This window comes from Chlamydia serpentis, assembly GCF_900239945.1.
GTDB lineage: Bacteria > Chlamydiota > Chlamydiia > Chlamydiales > Chlamydiaceae > Chlamydia > Chlamydia serpentis.
On the sequence record NZ_LT993738.1, the window covers coordinates 590588 to 614864 of the forward strand.

Genomic DNA, 24277 nt, shown 5'->3' on the forward strand with positions numbered 1-24277 from the left:
GACTCAAACCTCTTGCTTTTTTATCCCTTGCCTAATTTATTGATCTGATTTATCTATCGCTTATCAAGTCCGCGAATATATCTGATAGGTTTTTCTCTATGAAGTGGCTACCAGCTACAGCTGTTTTTGCTGCCATGATCCCTGCATTAACTGCCTTTGGAGATCCTGCCTCTGTTGAAATAAGTACGGGACAAACCGGAACAGGGAATCCTACAAGTGATGCTGCTTTAACTAATTTTACTCAGACTTCAACAGAAAGTGATGGAACTACATATACTATTGTAGGTGATATCACGTTCTCTACATTTACTAATATTCCCCTACCCACAACTCAAGATAGTGGCTCTAGTTCTGATGGAAGCACTGGTGGGAGTACTAGTGGACCAACTTCGGTAATCCTATCAACTCATTCTGAATCGGATTCTAATTTTAGAAAAGACAGTTTCCTAATTTCGCATCATCCGCTCACTCATTCAGCTCCAGACACCCTGACTCCTGCATTTGCTTCCTCTTCGAGCAGTGGTTCTGCGCCAGGATCTTCAACACCTGTTCCTGATCCAAAAGGAGGTGCTGCTTTTTATAGCAACCAGCCTAATGGAACTTTGACCTTCACGACAGATTCAGGAAATCCTGGTTCTTTGACGCTTAAAGATCTTAAGATGACAGGAGAAGGAGCAGCTATTTACTCTAAGGGTCCTCTAGTATTTACTAACCTAAAAAATCTAACTTTTTCAGGAAATCAAGCTCAGCAAAGCGGGGGTGCTGCCTATACTGAAGGGACGTTCACAGCGCAAGCAATTGTTAACGCAGTCACCTTGACTAACAACACTTCTGCAGGACAAGGAGGTGCTCTCTATGTTAAAGGTACTGCGTTATTTAATGCCTTGGACAGTCTCAAATTTGAAAAAAATACTTCTGAACAAGCTGGTGGAGGAATCTATACTGAGTCCACATTAACTATCTCTAATATAACAAAATCTATTGAATTTATTGCCAACACGGCTACTGTCCCAGCTCCACCCCCAGAGCCAACACCTCCCCCAGTTCCATCAACTCGGATTTCTGCACTCACAGATATTATAACAACAAATATCTCTAGATCAACAAATGTAAGAGCAGCCTCATCACCAGTAGTTGTTCCTAAAAACTCGACACCAACGCTCACTCAGGAGACAGCAGGAAATGGCGGGGCTATCTATGCCAAACAAGCTGTTCTTATCTCTACATATAAGGATCTCAGTTTCAAGTCTAATTCCGCATCAGTGGATCCGACTATTACAGTCCCTAGTGATGTTGTTGGACAATCTGGAGGAGCAATCTTTAGTGACAATTCTGTACAAATCGAAAAGTGTACAGGAACAACAATATTCAGTGGTAACAAAGCCAACCAATCAGGTGGAGGAATTTATGCTAAAGGATCTGTCACTCTAGAAGATCTAGCTACCCTTGAGATGACGACTAACATCTGTCAAGGGAAAGGGGGAGCTATTTACACTGACCAAAATTTAACTATCAATAAGGGAACTCTACTTACTAGGTTTGCTGGGAACACATCCACGGAATGTGGTGGTGCAATTTTCACTGCAGGAGATATTATTCTCTCTAACCTTGTCGAAGTGCGCTTTAATAAAAATAAAACAGGAAATTATTCTAATCCTATTAATAAAACGAGCGTTAGCTCAGCCCCTATAGTCTCTAGACCTATAATTACTGGATCTACTGGTGGTTCCCCTAAAGCGTCACCTCCAATAGATCAAGCCAAAGGAGGTGCTTTATATAGTACTAAAGGGTGCACAGTCTCGGGCATCACATCAATGTTACTGTTTGAGAATAATGAATGCCAAAATATGGGAGGAGGCGCTTATATTACTACGGCATTTCAGTGTTCCAATTCTCATCGACTTCAGTTCACTATTAATAAAGCATCTGATGAAGGCGGTGGTCTTTACTGTGGAGATGACGTAACACTGACAAATCTCACAGGAAAAACACTATTTCAAGGGAATACCAGTGGAAAAAGTGGTGGAGGTCTCTCTTTAGCTGCGGGAAAATCTCTGATTATGGAAAATTTAGAGAGCTTTTATTTAGATGGAAATACAGCTACAGAAAATGGCGGTGGTGCGAATATCCCTAATAAAGTCTCCCTCAATTTTACATACAATCCTCCTGCCGGTGAATCTCCGCCTATTCAAAATCCAGTTTACGGAGAAGCTATAATTACTGGAAATACAGCGACGAAAAGTGGAGGTGGCATTTACACTAAAAATGCTAGCTTTTCCAATTTATCCACTGTAACTTTTGATAAAAATATTTCTTCAGAAAATGGTGGTGGCTTATTAACCCAAACAGACACAGATAAAATAGACTGTTCTTTCATCTATATTACCAATGTCAATGTTACTAATAACAGTGCTACAGGTACTGGTGGAGGCATTTCTGGACAAAAAGCGCACTTTGATCGCATTGACAATTTAATAATGGGAGGCAATCAAGCTAAGAAAGGAGGAGCAATATATCTTAATGATTCCCTAACTATTGAAAAGGTTGTTACAGGTTCGATTTCAACAAATACAGCTACAGAAAGTGGGGGTGGCATCTATGCAAAAGATGTTACACTGCAAGCTCTTCCTGGAAGCTTTACTATTGCTGATAATAAAGTTGAAACTAATGTTACTACTGCTAGCTCTACCCCATTATGCGGAGGAGGAGTTTATTCAAGTGGATCTACGACATTAAACAACATATCAGGGGTACTCGCTATCACAGGAAACTCTGTTTCTAATACAGGGACAACCCAGGATGTAGATATACAAGGTGGAGGCATCTACGCAGCTACTGCTTTTACTTTAAACCAATGTTCTATGCCAGTGACATTTGACAATAACTCTGCAACCACTAAAAAAATCACAACAACAAAACAGATTGCTGGTGGTGCTATCTATTCTCCTACAGTGACGATCAAAAATAATTCTCAACCCATAACTTTCTCAAATAACACAGCAAAATCAGAAGCAACAACTGCGGCAACTACAGGAAATAAAGATAGCTGTGGCGGTGCTATTGGGGCTACATCAGTTACTTTATCAAATAATCCTTCATTAACATTTCTAGGAAATTACGCAGAAACTGGAGGAGGAATTGGTTGTATCAACGGTTCTGGTGGCTCCCCAGTCAATAAAATCTCACTTACAGGGAATAATTTTGTCCTATTTCAAAATAATTCTGCATTAAACTACGGCGGAGCTCTTTATGGAACGACTATTGAGATTTCTGATACAAATGCTTCTTTTGTTAATAATATGTCGCTAAATCGTGGCGGCGCTATTTACGGAGCAACAATCAAACTGCCAAATACAACTGCCTCTTTTGTTGATAATACATCACAAAATGATGGCAGTGCTATTTGTTGCTCTGTAAGTCTTAATCTTTCAGCACAATCACAAATTGTTTTCGAAAATAATAAAGTATTAGCACCGGCAACAACAAGGGGAACATCTATAAATAATTTGGGAGCTGCAATTTACGGAAATAACGATGCAGCTGATGTCACTATATCGTTAGCAGCTCTGAACGGGAATATTCTATTCAAAAACAACCAATGCGTTACAGTTGACCAATACTGCAGCATTGGAGGGAACGTAAAATTCACTAAAATAGAGGCGGCAGCAGGAAAAACCATAGCTTTCTATGATGCAGTTAATGTTGCAACAAAGGAAGCAAATGCTCAAGCACTCACTTTGAACTCAGAAGCCACTAGTACAGGTACAATTCTATTTTCTGGTGAACTTCATGAACATAAATCCTATATTCCTCAAAAAATCACGTTTGCACATGGGAATTTAATTTTAGATAAAAATGCGGAGCTCAGCGTAGTTTCTTTTACACAATCTCCAGGAACTACAGTAACTATGGGACCAGGATCTGTACTATCTAATCATACTAAGGAAGGGGGCGGAATTTCTTTGAACAACGTTAAAATTGATTTTAGCGAACTCGTTCCCCAAAAAGATATGCTGCCCGCCTCAGTCTCTCCGCCAACTCTTAGATTAGTATCCAGGACTCCTGTAAACAACTCTGATAAGATTGATATCACTGGGACAATTACTCTTTCAGATCCCAATGGTAATTTGTATCAAAATTCTTATCTTGGCGAAAATCGTGAAGTAACTCTTTTCAATATAGATAATAAAGGAGGAGGAGCAGTCACAGCTAACAACGTAACACTGCAAGGAGATCTAGGAGCTAAAAAAGGATATTTAGGAACCTGGAACTTAGATCCCACTTCTTCAGCCTCAAAAATTATTTTAAAATGGACTTTTGATAAATATCTCCGCTGGGAATACATTCCTAGAGATAACCATTTCTATATTAACTCTATTTGGGGAGCTCAGAATTCGTTAGTGACGGTAAAGCAAGGTATCTTAGGGAACATGTTGAACAATGCAAGATTTGAAGATACTGCTTTCAATAACTTCTGGGCCTCTGCTATAGGTTCCTTCCTTAGAAAAAAAGCATCGCAAGATTCTGACCCATTTACCTATCACGGTAGAGGATATACTGCTGCTATAGATGCCAAACCTCGTCAAGAGTTTATTTTAGGTGCTGCCTTCAGCCAAGTTTTCGGTCACTCTTATTCTCCATATTACCTTGACAACTATAAACACAAAGGGTCAGGTCACTCCACACAAGCTTCTCTCTATGCTGGAAATATTTTCTATTTGCCAGGACTACGGTCCAAACCGATCGCATTACAAAGTGTGGCGACTTATGGTTATATGCAGCACGATACTACAACCTATTACCCCTCAATTGAAGAAAAAAATACCGCGAACTGGGATAGCATTGCCTGGTTGTTTGATCTACGTTTAAGTTTAGATCTAAGAGAGCCAAAACCTCAGTCCGTAGCAAGGTTCACGTGCTATGCAGAAGCCGAATATACAAGAATTCGGCAGGAAAAGTTCACAGAACTAGACTATGATCCCAGATTTTTTTCAGCATGCTCCTATGATAATCTAGTCATTCCTATTGGAGTCTCTGTGGATGGGGCAATATCCTCTCACACGATTATTATATATAACAAGCTATCAGCTGCCTACCTTCCTGTGATCTATAGAAAGAATCCGAAAGCAACTTATGAAACTCTCTCTACGAAAGAGAAAGGACAAGTTATGAATGTTCTCCCTACTAGAAATGCGGGTCGTGCGGAAGTAAGTTCTCAAATTTACCTGGGAAGTTACTGGACACTATACGGAACATATACAATAGATGCCTCGACAAATACCCTAGTTCAAATGGCTAATGGAGGTATGCGGTTTATTTTCTAAGACTTTAAAGATACGGAGAGAGTGGGATTCGAACCCACGGTACGCGTTAACGCACACACGCTTTCCAAGCGTGCTCCTTAAGCCACTCGGACATCTCTCCATAAGTATAGATTCTCCTAGCTCAAAGGCTTCCCGAGAAGATATCTTAACCTTTCTATTTTTATCAAGAGCCGTATTACTATGAGAATTTTTTACAAAGATCTCTGATTCCTCGATATTCCTTCTTTATTAAAATTACCTCGCAATAGAATAATGGATCGTCTTGTTAAACTGCTTTTATTATGCATAAAGTAATAGTTTTCGTTTTCTTTATCCTATGTTCGTTAAAAAGCTACGGGCATCATGCGATAGATAAGCCTCATATTCTTGTCAGCATCGCCCCCTATAAGTTCCTCGTTGAACAGATTGCTGAAGACACCTGCTTTGTCTATACTATAGTTACGAATCACTACGATCCCCATAGCTATGAACTCCCTCCAAGACAAATCAAAAGTTTACAACAGGGAGACCTCTGGTTCCGGATAGGGGAAGCTTTTGAGAAAACCTGCGAAAAGAACCTAACCTGCGAACAAGTAGACCTCTCCAAAAACGTCTCCTTAATTCAAGAAAAATCTTGCTGTAATAAGCATACAACAAACTACGATACCCATATCTGGTTAAGTCCTACAAATCTTAAAATCCAAGTCGAGACTATTGTCACTACTCTAAGCAGCAAATATCCTAAATACGCTTCTCAATACCAAAGGAACGGAACTAAGCTCCTTTCAATCTTAGATGAACTAGATCAAGAAGTTCGCATTCTTACCTCAAAAGCTAAACAACGCCATATTTTAGTTTCTCACGGTGCCTTTGGATATTTTTGCCGTGATTATAATTTCTCTCAACACACTCTAGAGAAAAGCAGCCATGTCGACCCCTCTCCTAAAGATGTGGCCCGTATATTTCACGAGATCGAACATTATAAAATTTCTTCTGTAATTCTTCTTGAATATGCTGGCAGACGTAGCAGCGCTATGCTTGCGAAACGTTTTCATATGCATACTGTGAATTTAGATCCCTATGCAGAAAATGTAATTCTAAACTTAAAAACTATAGCGACTACTTTTTCTAGTTTATGACAATACGAATTCTTGCTGAAAACCTAGCATTCCGTTACGGAAGCAAAGGACCTAATATCATTAACGATGTCTCTTTTTCTGTTTATGACGGTGATTTTATAGGAATCATCGGGCCTAATGGAGGAGGGAAAAGTACCCTAACTATGTTAATTCTAGGCTTACTCAGCCCTACCTTAGGATCTTTAAAGACTTTCCCTTCTTCTGATTACACAGATAAACGAGCAAGTTCTATGATAGGTTGGGTCCCCCAGTACTTTGCCTACGATCCTTCTTTTCCTATTTCTGTAAAAGACGTTGTACTCTCAGGAAGACTATCTCAACTCTCTTGGTATGGAAAGTATAAAAAGAGAGATTTTGAAGCTGTAGACGAAGCCTTAGATCTCGTAGGGCTTTCCAAATATCATGATCAATGTTTTGCCCAACTCTCTGGAGGGCAAATTCAGAGGGTACTCCTAGCAAGAGCTTTAGCCTCCTATCCTGAAATTCTGGTTCTAGATGAACCAACAACAAATATTGATCCCGATAACCAACAAAGAATTTTAAACATTCTTAAAAAGCTCAATAGTACCTGCACCATTCTGATGGTAACGCATGACCTTCACCATACGACAAATTATTTTAAAAAAGTGTTTTATATGAATAAAACTTTGACATCTTTAACAGACACCTCAACACTAACTGATCAATTCTGTTGTCATCCCCAAAAGAATAAGGAACACTCATGCTCTCTTCTCTAATTGGTGATTCGTTTCCCCTTCTTATTTTACTTCCTACATTCCTAGCAGCTTTAGGAGCCTCTATAGCTGGTGGTATTGTAGGAACGTATATCGTTATAAAACGCATTGTCTCGATTAGTGGTAGTGTATCCCATGGAATCCTAGGAGGGATTGGTTTAACCTTATGGGTACAGTACCAACTACATCTTTCTTTTTTCCCTATGTACGGTGCAGTTATTGGAGCGGTCTTGCTAGCACTTTGCATTGGCAAGATTCACTTAAAATACCAAGAAAGGGAAGATTCTTTAATTGCTATGATCTGGTCTGTGGGGATGGCTGTTGGAATTATATTTATTTCTAGACTGCCGTCTTTTAACGGAGAAATCATTAACTTCCTATTCGGAAATATTCTTTGGGTAACATCCTCCGATCTTTACAACTTAGGAATTTTCGATCTTATCGTCTTAGGGATTGTTGTGCTTTGCCACACCCGCTTTCTAGCTCTTTGTTTCGACGAAAAGTACATGGCTTTAAATCGGTGTTCCGTACAGATGTGGTACTTCCTCCTTCTGATTCTTACCGCAATTACTATTGTTATGTTAATTTATGTTATGGGAACCATTTTGATGCTTAGCATGTTAGTCCTTCCTGTTACTATAGCTTGCAGATTTTCCTACAAGATGACCCGGATTATGGTTATTGCTGTGCTATTAAATATTCTTTGTTCTTTCTCAGGAATTTACATCGCTTATTTTTTAGACTTTCCCGTAGGCCCTACAATATCATTACTCATGGGAATTGGTTATACCGCGAGTCTTTGCGTAAAGAAGCCTTGCAACCCATCAATACCCTCTCCTGTGAGTCCCGAAATCAAAACAAATGTATAACCAGGAAAGTGTTTCTGAAAACCTTGAAGACACTCTTGCTGCTCGTCTGGGAGAAGATTATCAATTTTATTTAAAGCCACAACCATATCTTTCTTTTTAAAATCTGGCTGATACGAGTGAAGCTCATGGAGCAATGTTTGAAAATCGTATTCAGGAGAGTTTCTTTCTCTTCCTGAGACGTCAATGACAAACAAAAGTAAAAGAGTTCTTTCAATATGACGTAGAAAATCTAGTCCTAAGCCTTTATTTTGATGAGCACCCTCAATAATTCCTGGAATATCAGCAATAATCCAAGGTGGTTGATAGAGACGATCCTTACAAAAAACAAGGCCTAAAGAAGGAACTAGGGTTGTGAAGGGATAAGCTCCGACTTTAACTTCCATATGAGCGAGGGTATTAAACAATGTAGATTTTCCAGCATTAGGAAAACCTACTAAACCAATATCAGCAATTAACTTAAGTTCTAGATCAACCTGACGTATTTCTCCAACTTTTCCTGGGGTAGCTTTTGTAGGTGCACGGTTTACTGAAGTTTTAAAGAAGGTGTTTCCTTTACCTCCACGTCCTCCTTGACTAATTAATAAACGATCCCCATCTGTAGTAAAGTCGTGGAGAATCTCCCGAGTTTCTACATCACGAAGGAGAGTTCCTATAGGCACAGCAACAATGAGGTCTTTACCACTACGTCCTGTACGGTTATTCGTAGCTCCTGACTGACCGTCAGGTGCCTTTAAAACACGAATATTCCTATAAGCTTCGAAAGAATATACGTTACTGGTTGCCTCTATGATTATAGAGCCACCGTTGCCACCATTACCACCGTAGGGTCCTCCTTTAGGCAGGTACTTTTCCTTTCGCCAGGCAACAACACCATTACCACCTTTTCCAGCACGCAATTCTAAGGTAATTTGATCTACAAACATGAATACGTTTTTATCCTTCCTAAAAAAAAAGCTCGGTTTTATGCGAGAGCAGAAAACTGAGCTTTCTTAATGTTACTGAAAAATCGGAAGCAAGAATCTAAAGTTGCTCAGGAACAACAGAAATATAGGTACGATTTGTTTTTTTCATTACTACGATGCCGTCAACTAAAGCAAATAGGGTATCATCACGACCACGACCTACATTTTGTGCGGGATTCCATCGGGTTCCTCTCTGGCGAACAAGAATACTTCCAGTAGAAACTTTCTGTCCAGCACCTACTTTAACCCCGAGGCGCTTTGACTTTGAATCTCTGCCGTTTCGGCTTGCTCCCTGTCCTTTCTTATGTGCCATAACTCAAAACTCTCTAGCTGCTTTTTATATTACCAACTCACAGATCTTAACACGAAGATACTTCTGACGATGTCCATGCTTACGGTGATAATTTTTTCGTTTTTTATACTTATAAGCGACTACTTTTTCTCCTTTAACAAGAGAAAGATACTTAGCTTTTACCTCTGCACTAGCAAGTGTAGGACTTCCTAAAAATGCTTTAGTCCCATCAAATACGAATAACACATCTCGAAAAATGATTTCTTTATCCGAAGCAACGTCATCTAATAACTCAACATCAATCACATCGCCTACACGAACTTGATATTGCTTGCTTCCTGTTTGGACTACTGCGTAAGGCTCCATTAATCTTTTCCTTATGAATCTTTCTATGCTTAAAGTTAAGCGCCATTTGCTAAGTTACTTTAGCAAAATCGAGGATTATACAAAATACAAAGTCTTGGATTATAATTTTTCACCTCTCCGAGAGTACTATCCTCAGGCGGCGATTATGGCCAGAGCCGGGATCGAACCGACGACACAAGGATCTTCAATCCTCTGCTCTACCATCTGAGCTATCTAGCCATTTGTAATCAATTATCATAGGGAAACATTCAGTTTAATATCAATGAGATTTCGAATTCTGAGCGCCGCTTTTTATTCAAAGGAAAAATTTTTTAAAGAGTCCTTTAAATGGCGGGGAAGACATTCTAACTTAATGAAAGTATTTCAGATTTTATTTAAAATAAAAGACTATTTTTAATAGACAATTAGGATGAATTATCTCTTTTTAATTAAAAAACTTTTTTTTCTTATTAAAAAATTTCTGAAAACCTGTCTATCAACAGCCAGAAAATTCGTCTTTAGTGTTATTGGAGGGGTGCGTGAATTTTAGAAATTTTGTAGTATGTTTTTTGAAAGGAAACTTATAAAAAATATATTAGGTAGTTATGGATCCAGATACTGATGCTCACCTACCCAAGCCGAAATGGATTTATCGCGTAGGTATTGGTCAAGATAGCCATCGTTTTCTCCCAGAAAGTTCTACTAAACCGTGCATTTTGGGAGGTATAATTTTTGAGCATTGTCCAGGATTTCAGGCAAATTCTGATGGTGACATTATTTTTCATGCTATCTGCAACGCTATTTCCTCGATAACCAATAAAATCATTTTAGGAAAAGTTGCTGATGAACTCCTACAAACACGCGGCATTACCGATAGTGGAATCTATCTCAAAGAGGCCTTAAAATCTTTCAAGCCAACTCAAAAAATTTCTCATTTGGCAATTACCATTGAAGGAAGTCGTCCTAAATTTCTTTGCAAATTATCTGCACTCCGTCAAAGCATTGCAGAGACCATGAACCTACATCCTATGGATATTGGTATTACTGCGACCTCTGGAGAGGGTTTGAGTGACGTTGGTTGCGGAGATGGCGTACAATGTTTCTGCATCTTAACTGTAATGGAATACTGTGGCTAGTAAACATCAATGACGTAACGATGTTGCTCTCTAAGAGAAGTTAAAGCATCTTTTCCTAAGATATCTTCCAAAGCATGTTTTACTTCTGTCCCTAACACCTTACGCCCACAAACAAAGAAGGAAGCCCCCTCTTCATAGGCTTTTCTGACACTATCTTTTTCTCTTCTAAGAAGATCTTGAACATAGATTTTCTGATCCCCTTCTCTTGAGAAAGCTAAAAAGAGTTTTAATTGGCCTTTTTCTTCAGCAGAGCTCCAAAATTCTCGATAATAAAAATTTACGTTTTCTTTTCTCTCACCGAAAAATAATAGATTACTTCCCTGATCTTTATTAAAAAGGCGTTCTTCTAAAAAAGCTTTATAAGGAGCAATTCCTGTTCCTGCTCCAATCATAACCAAAGGCTTCCCTTGAGTCGCTTTGGATAGGGTGAAATGTCTTGTAGGCTGTACGAATATAGGAGCAGAATCTTGTATCTGTAGTTGATGACATAAGAACGAAGAACACACTCCAAAACGCTTTTGGTACTTGCCGGGGTAAGAAACATGTTTTACCAATAACTCTATCCTATTCGGGTATACATTTGGTGAGGACGCTATAGAATAAAAACGAGGCAGTAACGGAAATAAGCTCTCTACAAAGAGCTCTATGGGGATACAAGGACGATACTCCTGAATAGCATCATACAATGTGATACTAGGATCTTTATTAGGGAAAAAAGAATTCAGTTTTTCTGGGATTTTATTGAGGTCAACATAAGATCTTAAAAATTCTTGAACAGGAATTTTTTTTTGATCTTTTTTTGAATTTACAAGACTAACAGAGGAATAGCCTAAAAAGTATAGTATGTCCTCTGAAACTTCTCTGGAATTTCTCGGTAAGACTCCTAAAGAATCACCTACTTTATAGGATAAAGCTGGGCTGTTGCTATTAAAGACGAGGCGATAAACGGGATCACTATCATTAGAAGGAGTCGATTCAGGACAAGAAAGGAGCTCACGCAATATTAAGGGGGCTTGCTGAGCTTTAAACCTTTCTTGTAAATACATCTCAATCAAACAAACTCGAATTAAGCGGCTTTGATTTTAATATCAACTCCTGCAGGAAGGGCCAACATTTTCAAAGCATCGATAGTTTTTCCTGTAGGATCTAAAATATCCACGAGACGTTTATGAGTGCGAATTTCAAATTGCTCTCTTGATTTTTTGTCTACATGTGGCGAACGCAATACAGTATAGACTTCTCTTTTTGTAGGCAGAGGAATTGGCCCTACAACACGAGCTCCTGTTCTTTTAGCAGTTTCAACAATATCTGCCGTAGAACGATCCAGCTGCCCTTGATCGAATCCTTTGAGACGAATACGAATTTTTTGCTTTTGCTGCTTCATAGATTCCTTACTTCTTAACAATCTCTTCTTGAATTTTTTGAGGAACCTTAGCAAAGAATGCAGGTTCCATGGTTGATGTTGCACGTCCTGAAGTCAATGATCTCAAAGATGTAGTATATCCAAACATTTCGCTTAAAGGTACTTCGGCATTTACTTGGGCCATTCCTCGAGAAGATTCTTGTCCCAAAATTTTTCCTCGACGTCGGTTGAGATCTCCAATTACATCGCCAAGATGATCTTCTGGAGTAATTACCGCCACTTTCATGATTGGCTCTAAAATTACTGGCTTTGCTTTTCTACAAGCGTCTTTTACAGCCATAGACCCGCAGATTTTAAATGCCATTTCACTAGAATCAACTTCATGGTACGAACCAAAAACAATATTGACTTTAACGTCTACAAGACCGTAGCCAGCTAGAACTCCAGTATTTAGCCCTTCTTCTACCCCTTTAATTACTGCAGGGATATATTCTTTAGGAATGACGCCTCCAACAATCTTACTGACAACTTCATTTCCTTTACCCGGTTCATTAGGTTCTATTTCAAGACAAACGTGAGCATATTGCCCTCGACCACCAGATTGCTTAACATATTTTGTTTCGCTGTTTCCACCCATAGTAATAGTTTCTTTATAAGAAACTTGTGGCTTTCCTACATTAGCTTCGACTTTAAATTCTCGGATCATACGATCTCGAAGAATATCTAGATGAAGCTCTCCCATCCCGGAAATGATTGTTTGTCCTGTCTCTTCATTCGTCGATACGCGGAAAGTAGGATCTTCTTCAGACAAAGAACTTAGTGCTTGAGCAAGCTTCTCCCTATCTCCTTTAGATTTTGGCTCAATAGCCATATCAATCACGGGATCTGGAAACTCAATACGCTCAAGAACAATTTCTTGGTTCTCATCACACAAGGTATCGCCTGTAACAGAAAACTTAAGCCCTACGCAAGCTCCAATATCACCAACAGTGAATTCATCTCTATCGGTACGTTCATTTGCATGCATTTCTAAAAGGCGAGAAATTCGTTCTTTTTTATCTTTTGTAGAGTTTAAAATTGCGGATCCTTTTTTCAGCGTCCCAGAATAAATGCGGATAAATGTGATACGGCCCACATAAGGGTCTGTCATAATTTTGAAAGCTAGAGCAGCTAATGGTCCATCACATCTTGGCTCTAAGCTAATCTCCTGATCTGTTTTAAGGTTAATACCACGAATATTTCCTCTATCAAGTGGGGAAGGCAACCATTTTACAATCACATTAAGTAATTGTTGCACGCCTTTATTTTTAAAAGCAGTTCCACAAAGCACAGGATTAATTTTATTTTCAATTACTCCCTTACGCATTACTTGATGAATCTCTTCTTCTGTAATTGCGTCAGGATCTTCAAGAACTTTCATCATGAAAGCTTCGTTACCTTCATCTATAGTGGCAAGTTCTTCTAAAAGATTAGCGCGCAAATCTGCACAACGCTCTTTGAGGTCTTCGGGGATTTCTTTTTCTTCCCACTTAGCTCCTAAAGTATCGTCTAAAAAATAGAGGGCTTTTTGAGATATTATATCGACCATGCCAACGAATTGGCTTTCAGAGCCAATAGGACAATGGACTGGGAACGCGTTAGCTCCTAGTTTTTCTTTCATGGATTCCACGGCAGCAAAGTAGTCTGCACCCATACGGTCCATTTTATTTACAAATGCAATCCGAGGCACTCCGTATTTATCTGCTTGTCTCCATACAGTTTCTGACTGTGGTTCTACACCAGACACAGCATCAAAAACCGCCACAGCACCATCAAGAACTCGAAGAGAACGCTCCACTTCAATTGTAAAATCAACGTGCCCTGGAGTATCAATAATATTAATCTTTGCTCCGAGCCAAAATACGGTAGTAGCAGCAGAGGTAATAGTTATTCCTCTTTCTTGCTCTTGCGCCATCCAGTCCATTGTAGCTCCGCCTTCATGAACCTCACCAATCTTGTGAGTTCTTCCAGCATAGAAAAGAATTCTTTCTGTAGTTGTCGTTTTCCCGGCATCAATATGAGCCATGATGCCGATATTTCTAATTGCACTTAAATCGAATTCTTGATTGCTCATGAACTTCTTATTTTCTCCGTAATTTAACTAACCTTACCACTTATAATGAGCAAATGCCTTGTTGGCTTCGGCCATACGATGCGTGTCTTCACGTTTTTTAATTGTTGCACCCTGTTTGTTAAAACAGTCAATCAATTCTGTAGCAAGTCCGACTTCCATAGATTTCCCTGGTTTGTTACGTGCATGCTTGATGATCCACTGCATAGCCAAACAATTTCTACGTTCACTAGCAACTTCAACAGGGACTTGATAGGTGGCTCCTCCAACACGACGAGAACGAACCTCTAAAATAGGCTTAGCATTTTCTAAGGCTTCTTCAAAACCTTCCAAAATATTTTCTAAACTTAATTTTTTACCAAAACGTTCTAAAGCAGAATAGACAATTTTTCTTGCCACACTTTTTTTTCCATGCATCATAACCTTATTAATAAATTTTTCTAAGATCACACTGCCATAGATAGGATCCCCAGGGATATTTCGCTTTTCAGCGGAGTGCCGCCTTGACATATAACTTAACCTCTACCTTCTAAATCTTGACCAAGAATTTTATGTTACTTAGGTCGTTTTGCTCCATATCGAGAACGACTTTGCTTCCTATTTTTTACTGCTGCACAGTCTAGAGTCCCCCGAACAATATGGTAACGAACGCCAGGCAAATCCTTGACTCTACCGCCTTGAATCAAGACAATACTGTGTTCCTGAAGATTATGCCCTTCACCACCGATGTAGGCAATGACCTCTTGTCCATTAGACAATCGCACCCAAGCAACTTTTCTTAAAGCCGAGTTCGGCTTTTTCGGTGTTTTTGTTTTTACTTGAAGGCAAACCCCACGCTTTTGCGGACATTTCTGTAAAGCTGGTGACTTCTTCCTAGATAGACTTGACTTACGTCTTTTACGTATTAATTGATTAATGGTGGGCATGTATTCTTCTCGCTTCAACCTCACTACTACAAGCATGGAAATATAGAGTAAGCCTCTCTTTGTTGGCAAGGGCTTATTTTCAGATAAAGAAGGAACGTTTGCTACTTTAATTTAAAAAAATGTTACCTTTTCCAGAAAGGGCATCTTTTCTTATTAAAAAATCTTAATCTCAAACACTAATCTAGATTTTTGCTAGAAAAGACTTTAATTTCAGGCTTCCCCTAATAAAGACTGTGCGCAATTAAAACAATACTCTGTAGATCCACGATTTATGTAACCAAATAAAAATCCAGCGATATGATCAGTTAGATCTTGATTATAGCTAAAGCTACTTTCCTTCCCTGCTTCTATGATGTGAATAGAATTGTTAGTGTAAATAAACAGTAATGGAACAATACGGGAAAGTAGGCGCTTAGCTATAGCTAAGTCTGGGATCCCCGAAAGAATTTTAGCAGAATCTCCCGATAGAAAGAGAACTTGGACGTGGTCTAGAAGAGTCCAAAAGCGGCCTAAAAATTCACTAACGATCTCGGAGTCCGAAAGATCGAAAAGGGTGTAATTATCGTTCTTCTTTGTCTCTTTCAGAAACTTTTCCATACTGTCGCCGTAAAAAGCAACTCGACTATCAATGAGTGTGTATCCCTGTTTTAAGAGTTGTGGCATCGTTCCTATAGCCTGTTCTCCCTCTTTAGAATAAAGTAGAGTATCTGGAGCATTGGGACAACGTAAAACTAATCTTAGATACTTTGGCTGTTGTAGAGCAGGTCCATTCTCTTTGTTTATCATTTCTTCAGTATAATTTTCTCCATTACGCATAGATCGTATTCCCAAATTAGAGAGACGATATGGTGAGAGATTTAAAGGTTCCTTGCGTTTAAAACAGACCCGAGTTTTCGGAAATTGCTCTTTATATTTTAAAAAAATTTCTTGTATTTTAGAGCTATCAGTAGGAAAAATCACTCCTGTTTCTAGGCCACATTGAGCAATGAAGTTTTGATCTATTTCAAGGATAATATCAATAAAAGGGGTGCCTAATATCGTCAAATAGAGGCGATTTTCCCAAAACGAAGCCTCTGAACCACTTACAGGGAAAACCACGCTTAGTGGAAGGAAAATTAAGAGTAGTCTTAAAATAATAGACGGCATACAAACTCTAATAAGAATAGAATTTCTACTACTAAACTAAAATCAAGGTTTTATTTTAAGTGTTTTCTTACTTTCTTCTTTGTATACTATTTGTTCACGCGTATGGATCGCTGCAGGAAATCCAACAATGACCTTACCAGTTACAGAACAGTCAAATACAAAATGGCAATTAGAATCTGAAGTTTTTGCTTCTTCACGAAGCCTTGCTATGATTGGGACTGTGTTGGTATTTTTTGTCATTGCTCTTGTTCTTTCCGGGTTAAGCCTTCTTCCTCAAGTGGTCCTTCCTTTTTCAGGAGCTTATTTTATTATTGGCTCTTTTCTAGTTCTTATTTCTTTAGGACTACTTCTTATTAATTGCTTCTGCGAGTTTAGACATTACATCTCGTTAATTTAAACACCGTTCTCCACTTATCCTGATTTATTGTAAAAGTTTTTTCTTTACTAAGCTGTTTGTAATAAATTAGTTTTTTACCCTTGCATAAAATCTTTGCTAAAGCCCCTTGGCTTCATGCCGATGTTACGAATACCTATCAAAATTAAATAGATGTTCGTAATGAAAAAAATTGTCCGTCTATGTGTAGCTCTTCTTTGTTTACTTCCCAAGGTGTTGCTTTCTTCAGAACTCTTACACGAAGAGGGAATCAAAAAAATGATGGACAAGCTTATTGAGTATCATGTTGATGCTCAAGAAGTCTCCATAGAAATACTATCACGTTCTCTATCCAGTTACATTCAAGCTTTTGATGCTCATAAATCTTATCTTTCGCAGCAAGAAGTTGCAGCTTTCCTATATTCTCCAGAAGTAAAAAAGCGTCTATTGAAAAATTACAAAGCAAGCAATTTTATTATTTATCGCAACATAAACCAAGTAATTCGTGAGAGCATCCTGCGTGCACGGCAATGGAGAAAAGAATGGGCGAAAAATCCTAAGGAACTTGTACTAGCAGCATCTTCCCATCAGATTTCTAAACAGCCCTCACAATGGTGTAAATCTCTAGATGAAGTGAAAGAAAGGCAACGGGCTCTATTATTTTCTTATCTTTCCTTATATCTTTCTGGAACTTCTCTTTCTCGATATGAAGGCAAAGAAGAGCAGCTAGTTGGTCTGTGTATACGTCAAATTGAGAACCATGAAAACGCCTACCTAGGGATCAACGACTACGGAGTTGCCATGGATCAGGATGAAGAGGCGTATTGTTTTCATATTCGCATAGTTAAAGCCTTAGCTCACAGCTTAGACGCCCATACAGCGTACTTTAGTAAAGACGAAGCTTTAGCAATGCGTATCCAATTAGAAAAGGGCATGTGTGGGATTGGTGTTGTTCTAAAAGAAGATATTGATGGAGTTATTGTTAAAGAAATCGTTCCAGGAGGACCTGCTGCCAAATCTGGCGATCTTCAACTTGGAGATATCATTTATCGGGTGGATAATAATAATATTGAATCTCTTTCTTTCCGAGGTGTCTTAGATTGTTTACGCGGGGGACCTGGCTCTACAGTCATTTTAGATATCCATCGTGGAAATAGTGATCATACAATCACCTTAAAAAGGGAAAAGATTTGTTTAGAAGACCGTCGTGTTGATGTTGCCTATGAGGCTTATGGAGACGGTGTTATTGGTAAGATTACCTTACATTCTTTTTATGAAGGAGAAAATCAGGTTTCTAGTGAACAAGATCTACGTCGTGCTATTCAAGAATTAAAAGAAAAAAATCTACTTGGTTTAGTTTTAGATATTAGAGAAAACACTGGAGGATTTTTATCTCAAGCGATTAAAGTTTCTGGTTTATTTATGACCAATGGTGTTGTAGTCGTATCCCGTTATGCTGATGGGAGTATCAAGTGTTATCGCACGGTATCTCCCAAAAAATTCTATGATGGCCCTTTAGCTATTCTAGTATCTAAAAGCTCAGCATCAGCAGCAGAGATTGTCGCACAAACTCTCCAAGATTATGGAGTTGCCTTGATTATCGGAGACGAGCAAACTTATGGAAAGGGAACCATCCAACATCAAACTATTACTGGTGATGGGTCTCATGAGGACTGTTTTAAAGTCACTGTAGGGAAATACTATTCCCCTTCAGGAAAATCAACACAACTTCAAGGGGTAAAATCGGATATTTTAATTCCATCACGCTATGCTGAAGATCGTTTAGGAGAGCGTTTTTTAGACCATCCTTTACCTACTGATTATTGTGATAATGTTCTTCATGACCCCTTAATGGACTTAGATAGCCATACACGTCCTTGGTTTCAAAAATATTATCTTCCTAATTTGCAAAAACAAGAGACTCTTTGGAGGGAAATGCTCCCCCAACTGATGGTAAATAGTCAACAGAGGCTTTCTGAGAATCAAAATTTTCAGTCATTTCTATCGCAGATAAAATCTTCCGAAAAAAGTGACCTATCCTATGGATTAAATGATTTACAACTAGAAGAATCGATAAATATTTTAAAAGACATGATTTTATTACAATCTAAAAAATAATTACTACTCATTTGTATAAATCCTAAACACAAGTGAATAATAGACAGCACCCCAAAATGCTAGGATGCTCATAAGATAAAAATCTAAGCGTGATGTGATTTTTTATTACTAATCTTCGGTGATGATGCGGCTTGTGCATTCCCAATCCTAATATTACGTTCAAGTATTGGAGTACTTGACCTAGAATTCACTGTTGACCCGGTTTTTATATGACCGAAAATCTTATTCGATTGGTTAAGGACACCATCATCAAGTTGATCCTCTAAAACCCCTGCCCATTTTTGGAATACCATGAGCTTTTCTGCTGTACAGGCTTCGTCAAAACATAATGATGTGACCAATAATTTAATCAATCCCAACACTGCAGGGATAATCAACCAAAATGCATTTGCACCTAATTGATTATGAAAGATAAACATACAAGCTAAACCAGCTACAACAAAAATAATGCCTAAAACAAGCAAAGTAATTTGACAAGCTCTAGATTGAAAAAGCTTGGATTCACGCACAGGCTTGATAATCTTTCCTCTTACCCATCCTAAAACCATATTGGCTAATCCAGGACTGCTTGCTACATCTTTTAGCTTCTTCTCAGGATCCTCTATTACTTCGTCTAGTAGATTGATAAAATTAGTATTGCCTGTTCCTTCTGCTGTTCCCCCCACGGAATGTAGATTTGATGACATACCGTTCTCCTAATATAATTTCTAAAGAAACAGACTACACTACAAAAACATTAATTAAAAATTTTAATTACATAGCGCAAGGAGGCGCTTTGCAAAATAAATCTCTTAAAACCAGCTTCTTAAGAATTATCCTGATCATAAATTGAACTATTTAAATTAGGGAAATAAGACAAAAAAAACCGTCCTAATGCACTGCACTAGGACGGTAATTCTTTGAAAATTATCAGAGAAAAGCCTCTAGGATAATTTCTTAGAATTTAATACACATGGGTGTTTTCTGTATCCGATACGGGTGAAGTTAACGTATCAGAAGAAAGAATAGCTTCGCCACGAGCATCCCCAGGAGCGATACCTTTCAATGTAACAGAAAACTCTACTGATTCTTTCGATCCAAGTTTAGGTAAGGCATCGAAAACAACCGTATTACCTGAAATCGTTCCTTTGGTTGGCCCTGAAGAAGCGATTGGCTGAAGTTCTTTTGAAAACTTCAAAATCAGAGATACGTTCGTATCTTCAGCAGAACCACGGTTAGTTACGCAAATACGATACACTGTATTTTCTCCTACACAGATAGGATCATTTGTATCTAATACGCACATATGAGTCGCTGCTAAACCTTTCCAATGCGTTGTTGCTTCTGCGCAGCAAGTGCAGGATCCACAATCAGACTGGCTAGTTACTGCAACCTGATTTGTAAATCTTCCAGGAACCTGGGCTTTCACCACAACTTTAAACTGTAGAGTTTCGCCTGGGCACATCTCTTTGATACGCCAAACAACTTTATTACAGCAAATTTCTCCACCAGGAGCCTCAAGCACTGTAACACCAGAAGGCAAATTGTCTTGAATAACAACATCATGAAGAATCAAATCCCCAGGATTGGATACTGAGATTGCGTACTCAACCGGTTTACATACGTAAGACCAATCAGCACCAGAAATATTTACCTGTACACAGGGTTCATTAACAATTGTTGTTACACTTGCCGAACACTTGTGTCCACCGCAGTAAGTTACAGTAGCAATATTGGTCACCTGTCCTCTTTTTTGAGGGCAGAATTCAACTGCAAATACTTTTTTATCTCCAGGTTTCATATCGCCTAGATTAAAAGAAAGTACTCTTTGACCAGAAGCATGAGAATAGCCGTCAGGAACTGGATTATCTACCGTTACGTTACGAGCGATAGCTGATCCCGTATTTACTACTTCTATTTTGTAACATACAGGACATCTTAGGCAAGCACACTCAGGTCCTTCTTGTTTAATACAAATGGCTGGCTGACCACATTTAGTATACGATCGAAGTTCCGGACAAGCACATACAGTAGCAGCTGTGAAGCAACAACCTTCCTTAAGAGGTTTGACCCATACAGTAATTTTACATCTATCGCCTTGGCCTAAACGATCGATTTTCCAGATTAATTTCCCATCATTCGTAGGAACTGTTTCTGGATCACTACTTACAAATTCAGCTTCGCAAGGAAGTTGTTGTGTAATCACAACATCAACACAATCTTTTTTGCCAATAGCAAGGATTTCGATAGGATAAGGAGATCCTACAGTAGCATATTCTGGAACAGACTGACAAATTTCTACGTTGCAGTCATCATTTACTTTTACAGAATATAGCCTTCCATAGCAAGACTCTTGTTGAGCCTCTAAAGGTTGACATCCTCTTCCCTCTTCACAGGGATAAAATTCTTTATCACAAAAAGCCCCACGGCTATTTTGTTCAACTGGTTGTTTATTTTTACGGACAAGTCTAACCTTCTTCGCTGTTACAGGAACAGGTGCTGGCTTTGTTTCTGCACTAGCGACGATCTTAGTAATCAGAGACTCTGCTACAGCGGCCTCTATACCCCCGCTGGCAAAGCAACTCGCCATACTCGTTAGCGCAAGGACCGTAACTACTCGTCTGATGAGTTTGGACATAGGGATCTCCTATCGCATGTTTAATTTTTCTTCTGCCATCGGGTAGAACGTTTTGTAAACTCTTACCCTCAACATTTGGGTTTATTATTTTAAATTAAGGTAGTCAAGAATTAATTTACTTCCTAACTACCCGATCAATTTAAGTAAACAACTAAGACAACTTTTCTTACTGTTTACATCTGCCATCAGAGGGTGTACAGCCTTTAACTTGTGGACCTTGAACACTGTTACACTCTGATGAACCGCATGGATTAGAACAAGAAGGAGAGTAAGATCCACACGAATTATTGGTAGAACATTTATCTTTCTTTCTCATTGCTTCACAAGGATTACAGGGGGCACAAGGATCTTCAAAACAACAATCTACAATGCGGCAACAGCTACTTAAGCCAACAACACCACAAAACATTGCAGCGATTAAAACAGCTTTTTTCATAAGTTTTTAACTCCTTTCTAATTAGAAAACTTTCGTGACTTATTTATTATTGAAATTGAATTGAACTTTTAATAATTAATAAAGCACGTTCCCATGAACAATATTACAAATGAAAATAAAAATTTTATCAATTATTTTTTCTAGTCAAATATTTTTCCAATTAAGGATCCTTTTTTAAAGAATCAATTACTAAAATATAAATCTATAATTTTCAAAAGGAAACGAATTAGGAAAATAATATTACTTATTGATAAAAATAATTTTTTAAAAAATAAAGAGCTAGTCAATAAAAATGGACAAATTTTTCTATATTATAAACCCATGAGACTGACAAACAAACGGTTATAAAAATAATTAATATCAAACATGCAATCAAATTATTGAATTATAACGAAATAATTGTGTAATATTAAAAAATAAAAATGAGAAGGGAAATGAAATTATTTTACTTTTGTAACATTGTTTTCCTAGTATCTTTATTTTCCGTAGGCTGTAGCTACGCACCTCCTCCACGCAGTTATATTCTTGCTCAAGGAAGAACTCCTCTCCTCAATAAAGCTCACTCCTTAGAGTTATTACTAGCAAAGGCTATACTTAATACTTGCTATCGTACAAGTTTGTAATCTAAAATAAACCGGTTATAGAAAATCAGGTACGTGAAAAAAGAGTAAAAGCTGAACTTTAGATATCGGCTCTAATGATTTTAGGAGCCACCTACTTGAAGTTGCTTCAAGCTAATTATATAAGTTTAAATCAAAGGTAGATTCTTGAAAATCGTCTCTTTCCATGAACCTATCTATAGCTATCGTCAACTTCTTAGGAACTCCTCCCAGAAGTTTTTGTGCGTGCAAAAGACGAGCCCTTGCTCGAGGCTTCCCTAGAATTTCTAAAGAGTCAAAAAGAGGTAATCCTTTTCTCTTTCCAGTAAGAGCAACATAGAGGAGAGGAATAATAGTTTTTTTATGATCAATATTGAACGCTTGAGCGAGCCACTTGGAACCAGAGTAACTATTATCTTTTGTCCATTGATCCGATTTCTCAAGATACTTTACATAGCTGTAAAGAACGAGAGCAGCTTGCTGTGCGGGAAGAGCCGAAGGAAGGAGCTCTTCAACACTATACTCTAGAAATGCTGAGAAAAAAAAGGAGGTCAGTTTGATAAATTCCGCTAGATTGGCAATCCGAGATTGGCATAAAGGAAGTATTTTCAATAAAAATTCATCATTGAGCAACCACCCCTTAAGTTCTTCTAATAAAGCTTTGGGAGAAGCTTTGTGATTAAGGTAGTACTTATTAATCCAATCAAGCTTTTGGATATCAAAAACAGCCCCCGACTTTCCAATACGTCGAGGATTAAAGTTTGTTATAATACGCTCTAGAGGGTAAATCTCTTCATCACTTTCCATGCTATAACCCATAAGGGTTAGGAAGTTAACAAAAGCTTCTTTTACATATCCTGTGTCACGGTAATAGAAAATAGAGGTTGGATTTTTTCTTTTTGAAAGTTTTGTGCCATCAGGATTAAGCAGAAGGGGCATATGAAGAAATACAGGGGGCTCCCAACCAAAAGCTTGATAAAGTAGAAGATGCTTAGGAGTGGAGCTTAACCATTCCTCCCCCCTTAAAACATGAGTGATTCCCATGAGATGGTCATCAATTACGTTAGCGAAATGATAAGTAGGGAATCCATCCGACTTTACTAAAACCTGATCATCAACATCTGCCCAAGGGAAAACAACTCTTCCTTTACTATAGTCTTCAAAAATACATTCTCCTGAAAGAGGAACTTTAAGACGGACGGTATAGGGTTGACCCGAAGTCTCTCTTAACGAGACCTCTTCTGGGGAGAGGTAACGATACCTACGGTCATAGCCACCCCGATAACCAAGGGTATTTGCAACAGCGCGCATTTCAGCTAGTTCTTCGGGAGTCGCAAAGCACTTATAAGCATACTCTGTCTTCAAAAGAGCATCAACATACCCTTGATAAATTTCCGTGCGTTCCGACTGACGATAGGGGCCGTAAGGGCCTCCCACGTCAGGCCCCTCATCCCACTGGATCCCACACCAATGAAGAGCTGCAAAGATATTTTGTTCGTAGTCTTCACGACTACGCGTTCTGTCCGTATCTTCGATACGGAGAACCATCTTCCCTTTAAATCGCTTTGCAAAGATTTCGTTAAACAGAGCCATGTAAGCGGTACCTACATGAGGATCTCCTGTAGGAGAAGGAGCTACCCTAACACGGACATTTTCCCAATTCATGTTTCTTTTATCCTTAGACCAGGAAGACTTCATACCTTGAAAACAGCTATTTCTTCAAGGGAAATCCTCTACCTAAAAAAGTAAACGTTGAAAATCAAAATAAACTCCCTAATTTCATTACAAAATTGGGGAGTCTCTCAAAGA

At 38.5% G+C, this 24277-nt stretch carries 21 protein-coding genes and 2 tRNA genes; 8 read left to right on the forward strand and 15 right to left on the reverse strand.

Annotated features, from left to right (window positions below):
• The first annotated feature begins 98 nt into the window (after nucleotides 1-98).
• Nucleotides 99-5324, forward strand: coding sequence for an autotransporter domain-containing protein (locus C834KP_RS02465; RefSeq protein WP_108896616.1), 5226 nt, complete (start codon nucleotides 99-101; stop codon nucleotides 5322-5324).
• A 13-nt stretch (nucleotides 5325-5337) separates the two neighbouring features.
• Here C834KP_RS02465 and C834KP_RS02470 read toward each other — a convergent pair.
• Nucleotides 5338-5424: transfer RNA gene (locus C834KP_RS02470), tRNA-Ser, on the reverse strand.
• A 181-nt stretch (nucleotides 5425-5605) separates the two neighbouring features.
• Between C834KP_RS02470 and C834KP_RS02475 the strand changes: the two genes are divergently transcribed.
• From C834KP_RS02475 to C834KP_RS02485, 3 genes are read left to right on the forward strand one after another with little or no spacing between them, the layout of a single operon-like run.
• Nucleotides 5606-6442: a metal ABC transporter solute-binding protein, Zn/Mn family gene (locus tag C834KP_RS02475; protein ID WP_108896617.1), complete on the forward strand. Its 837-nt coding sequence runs from the start codon at nucleotides 5606-5608 to the stop codon at nucleotides 6440-6442.
• Nucleotides 6439-7179: an ABC transporter ATP-binding protein gene (locus tag C834KP_RS02480; RefSeq protein WP_108896618.1), complete on the forward strand. Its 741-nt coding sequence runs from the start codon at nucleotides 6439-6441 to the stop codon at nucleotides 7177-7179. The genes C834KP_RS02475 and C834KP_RS02480 overlap by 4 nt, the downstream gene beginning before the upstream one ends.
• The gene (locus tag C834KP_RS02485) at nucleotides 7164-8045 is read left to right on the forward strand and encodes a metal ABC transporter permease (RefSeq protein ID WP_108896619.1); all 882 of its coding nucleotides are present in this window, start codon (nucleotides 7164-7166) and stop codon (nucleotides 8043-8045) included. The genes C834KP_RS02480 and C834KP_RS02485 overlap by 16 nt, the downstream gene beginning before the upstream one ends.
• Here the strand turns inward: C834KP_RS02485 and cgtA are convergent.
• From cgtA to C834KP_RS02505, 4 genes are all read right to left on the reverse strand, one after another.
• The gene (gene cgtA / locus C834KP_RS02490) at nucleotides 7961-8968 is read right to left on the reverse strand and encodes an Obg family GTPase CgtA (protein ID WP_108896620.1); all 1008 of its coding nucleotides are present in this window, start codon (nucleotides 8966-8968) and stop codon (nucleotides 7961-7963) included. The genes C834KP_RS02485 and cgtA overlap by 85 nt on opposite strands.
• Before the next feature lie 97 nt (nucleotides 8969-9065).
• Nucleotides 9066-9320: a 50S ribosomal protein L27 gene (gene rpmA / locus C834KP_RS02495; protein ID WP_010883183.1), complete on the reverse strand. Its 255-nt coding sequence runs from the start codon at nucleotides 9318-9320 to the stop codon at nucleotides 9066-9068.
• Nucleotides 9321-9344: 24 nt separating this feature from the next.
• Complete coding sequence (rplU, locus tag C834KP_RS02500; protein WP_108896621.1) at nucleotides 9345-9665, reverse strand: 50S ribosomal protein L21; 321 nt, start codon at nucleotides 9663-9665, stop codon at nucleotides 9345-9347.
• A 146-nt stretch (nucleotides 9666-9811) separates the two neighbouring features.
• A tRNA-Phe gene (locus tag C834KP_RS02505) sits at nucleotides 9812-9884 on the reverse strand.
• Nucleotides 9885-10249: 365 nt separating this feature from the next.
• Here C834KP_RS02505 and ispF point away from each other — a divergent pair.
• On the forward strand, nucleotides 10250-10780 hold the full coding sequence (gene ispF, locus C834KP_RS02510) for a 2-C-methyl-D-erythritol 2,4-cyclodiphosphate synthase (RefSeq protein WP_108896622.1): 531 nt from the start codon (nucleotides 10250-10252) through the stop codon (nucleotides 10778-10780).
• Here the strand turns inward: ispF and C834KP_RS02515 are convergent.
• From C834KP_RS02515 to C834KP_RS02540, 6 genes are all read right to left on the reverse strand, one after another.
• Nucleotides 10777-11826, reverse strand: a complete 1050-nt coding sequence (locus tag C834KP_RS02515) for a flavodoxin domain-containing protein (RefSeq protein WP_108896623.1) — start codon at nucleotides 11824-11826, stop codon at nucleotides 10777-10779. The genes ispF and C834KP_RS02515 overlap by 4 nt on opposite strands.
• A 20-nt stretch (nucleotides 11827-11846) precedes the next feature.
• A complete protein-coding gene (rpsJ, locus tag C834KP_RS02520; protein WP_010883187.1) occupies nucleotides 11847-12164 on the reverse strand; it encodes a 30S ribosomal protein S10 in 318 nt (105 codons plus the stop codon).
• Between the two features lie 7 nt (nucleotides 12165-12171).
• Nucleotides 12172-14256 carry an elongation factor G gene (gene fusA, locus C834KP_RS02525; RefSeq protein WP_108896624.1) on the reverse strand — a complete coding sequence of 695 codons (2085 nt, stop codon included), beginning with the start codon at nucleotides 14254-14256 and terminating at the stop codon, nucleotides 12172-12174.
• 33 nt (nucleotides 14257-14289) lie between these two features.
• Nucleotides 14290-14763, reverse strand: a complete 474-nt coding sequence (gene rpsG, locus C834KP_RS02530; protein ID WP_108896625.1) for a 30S ribosomal protein S7 — start codon at nucleotides 14761-14763, stop codon at nucleotides 14290-14292.
• 44 nt (nucleotides 14764-14807) lie between these two features.
• The gene (rpsL, locus tag C834KP_RS02535) at nucleotides 14808-15179 is read right to left on the reverse strand and encodes a 30S ribosomal protein S12 (RefSeq protein ID WP_108897134.1); all 372 of its coding nucleotides are present in this window, start codon (nucleotides 15177-15179) and stop codon (nucleotides 14808-14810) included.
• 210 nt (nucleotides 15180-15389) lie between these two features.
• Complete coding sequence (locus C834KP_RS02540) at nucleotides 15390-16325, reverse strand: carbohydrate kinase family protein (protein ID WP_108896626.1); 936 nt, start codon at nucleotides 16323-16325, stop codon at nucleotides 15390-15392.
• 127 nt (nucleotides 16326-16452) lie between these two features.
• Here C834KP_RS02540 and C834KP_RS02545 point away from each other — a divergent pair, with 127 nt between their 5' ends.
• Together C834KP_RS02545 and tsp are read left to right on the forward strand one after the other, a co-directional pair.
• The gene (locus C834KP_RS02545; RefSeq protein ID WP_108896627.1) at nucleotides 16453-16722 is read left to right on the forward strand and encodes a hypothetical protein; all 270 of its coding nucleotides are present in this window, start codon (nucleotides 16453-16455) and stop codon (nucleotides 16720-16722) included.
• A 159-nt stretch (nucleotides 16723-16881) separates the two neighbouring features.
• The gene (gene tsp, locus C834KP_RS02550) at nucleotides 16882-18816 is read left to right on the forward strand and encodes a tail-specific protease Tsp (RefSeq protein WP_174165545.1); all 1935 of its coding nucleotides are present in this window, start codon (nucleotides 16882-16884) and stop codon (nucleotides 18814-18816) included.
• Between the two features lie 83 nt (nucleotides 18817-18899).
• On the opposite strand, the gene C834KP_RS02555 is transcribed toward tsp, so the two are convergent.
• From C834KP_RS02555 to C834KP_RS02565, 3 genes are all read right to left on the reverse strand, one after another.
• Entirely contained in the window at nucleotides 18900-19502 is a 603-nt protein-coding gene (locus C834KP_RS02555) for a cysteine-rich outer membrane protein (protein ID WP_108896629.1), read from the reverse strand.
• Between the two features lie 257 nt (nucleotides 19503-19759).
• Complete coding sequence (gene omcB / locus C834KP_RS02560; RefSeq protein WP_108896630.1) at nucleotides 19760-21433, reverse strand: outer membrane complex protein OmcB; 1674 nt, start codon at nucleotides 21431-21433, stop codon at nucleotides 19760-19762.
• A 166-nt stretch (nucleotides 21434-21599) separates the two neighbouring features.
• Nucleotides 21600-21869 carry a small cysteine-rich outer membrane protein gene (locus tag C834KP_RS02565; protein ID WP_108896631.1) on the reverse strand — a complete coding sequence of 90 codons (270 nt, stop codon included), beginning with the start codon at nucleotides 21867-21869 and terminating at the stop codon, nucleotides 21600-21602.
• 434 nt (nucleotides 21870-22303) lie between these two features.
• On the opposite strand from C834KP_RS02565, the gene C834KP_RS02570 reads away from it, so the two are divergent.
• Nucleotides 22304-22492 (forward strand): hypothetical protein, encoded by a 189-nt coding sequence (locus C834KP_RS02570; protein ID WP_108897135.1) that lies wholly within the window; start codon nucleotides 22304-22306, stop codon nucleotides 22490-22492.
• Nucleotides 22493-22603: 111 nt separating this feature from the next.
• On the opposite strand, the gene gltX is transcribed toward C834KP_RS02570, so the two are convergent.
• A complete protein-coding gene (gene gltX / locus C834KP_RS02575) occupies nucleotides 22604-24133 on the reverse strand; it encodes a glutamate--tRNA ligase (protein ID WP_108897136.1) in 1530 nt (509 codons plus the stop codon).
• Nucleotides 24134-24277 lie beyond the last annotated feature (144 nt).

Bases quoted from the DNA above. Each gene is read 5' to 3' on its own strand.
- C834KP_RS02465 (WP_108896616.1), top strand. From the start codon at position 99: ATGAAGTGGCTACCAGCTACAGCTGTTTTTGCTGCCATGATCCCTGCA.
- C834KP_RS02475 (WP_108896617.1), top strand. From the start codon at position 5,606: ATGCATAAAGTAATAGTTTTCGTTTTCTTTATCCTATGTTCGTTAAAA.
- C834KP_RS02480 (WP_108896618.1), top strand. From the start codon at position 6,439: ATGACAATACGAATTCTTGCTGAAAACCTAGCATTCCGTTACGGAAGC.
- C834KP_RS02485 (WP_108896619.1), top strand. From the start codon at position 7,164: ATGCTCTCTTCTCTAATTGGTGATTCGTTTCCCCTTCTTATTTTACTT.
- cgtA (WP_108896620.1), bottom strand. From the start codon at position 8,968: ATGTTTGTAGATCAAATTACCTTAGAATTGCGTGCTGGAAAAGGTGGT.
- rpmA (WP_010883183.1), bottom strand. From the start codon at position 9,320: ATGGCACATAAGAAAGGACAGGGAGCAAGCCGAAACGGCAGAGATTCA.
- rplU (WP_108896621.1), bottom strand. From the start codon at position 9,665: ATGGAGCCTTACGCAGTAGTCCAAACAGGAAGCAAGCAATATCAAGTT.
- ispF (WP_108896622.1), top strand. From the start codon at position 10,250: ATGGATCCAGATACTGATGCTCACCTACCCAAGCCGAAATGGATTTAT.
- C834KP_RS02515 (WP_108896623.1), bottom strand. From the start codon at position 11,826: ATGTATTTACAAGAAAGGTTTAAAGCTCAGCAAGCCCCCTTAATATTG.
- rpsJ (WP_010883187.1), bottom strand. From the start codon at position 12,164: ATGAAGCAGCAAAAGCAAAAAATTCGTATTCGTCTCAAAGGATTCGAT.
- fusA (WP_108896624.1), bottom strand. From the start codon at position 14,256: ATGAGCAATCAAGAATTCGATTTAAGTGCAATTAGAAATATCGGCATC.
- rpsG (WP_108896625.1), bottom strand. From the start codon at position 14,763: ATGTCAAGGCGGCACTCCGCTGAAAAGCGAAATATCCCTGGGGATCCT.
- rpsL (WP_108897134.1), bottom strand. From the start codon at position 15,179: ATGCCCACCATTAATCAATTAATACGTAAAAGACGTAAGTCAAGTCTA.
- C834KP_RS02540 (WP_108896626.1), bottom strand. From the start codon at position 16,325: ATGCCGTCTATTATTTTAAGACTACTCTTAATTTTCCTTCCACTAAGC.
- C834KP_RS02545 (WP_108896627.1), top strand. From the start codon at position 16,453: ATGACCTTACCAGTTACAGAACAGTCAAATACAAAATGGCAATTAGAA.
- tsp (WP_174165545.1), top strand. From the start codon at position 16,882: ATGAAAAAAATTGTCCGTCTATGTGTAGCTCTTCTTTGTTTACTTCCC.
- C834KP_RS02555 (WP_108896629.1), bottom strand. From the start codon at position 19,502: ATGTCATCAAATCTACATTCCGTGGGGGGAACAGCAGAAGGAACAGGC.
- omcB (WP_108896630.1), bottom strand. From the start codon at position 21,433: ATGTCCAAACTCATCAGACGAGTAGTTACGGTCCTTGCGCTAACGAGT.
- C834KP_RS02565 (WP_108896631.1), bottom strand. From the start codon at position 21,869: ATGAAAAAAGCTGTTTTAATCGCTGCAATGTTTTGTGGTGTTGTTGGC.
- C834KP_RS02570 (WP_108897135.1), top strand. From the start codon at position 22,304: ATGAAATTATTTTACTTTTGTAACATTGTTTTCCTAGTATCTTTATTT.
- gltX (WP_108897136.1), bottom strand. From the start codon at position 24,133: ATGAATTGGGAAAATGTCCGTGTTAGGGTAGCTCCTTCTCCTACAGGA.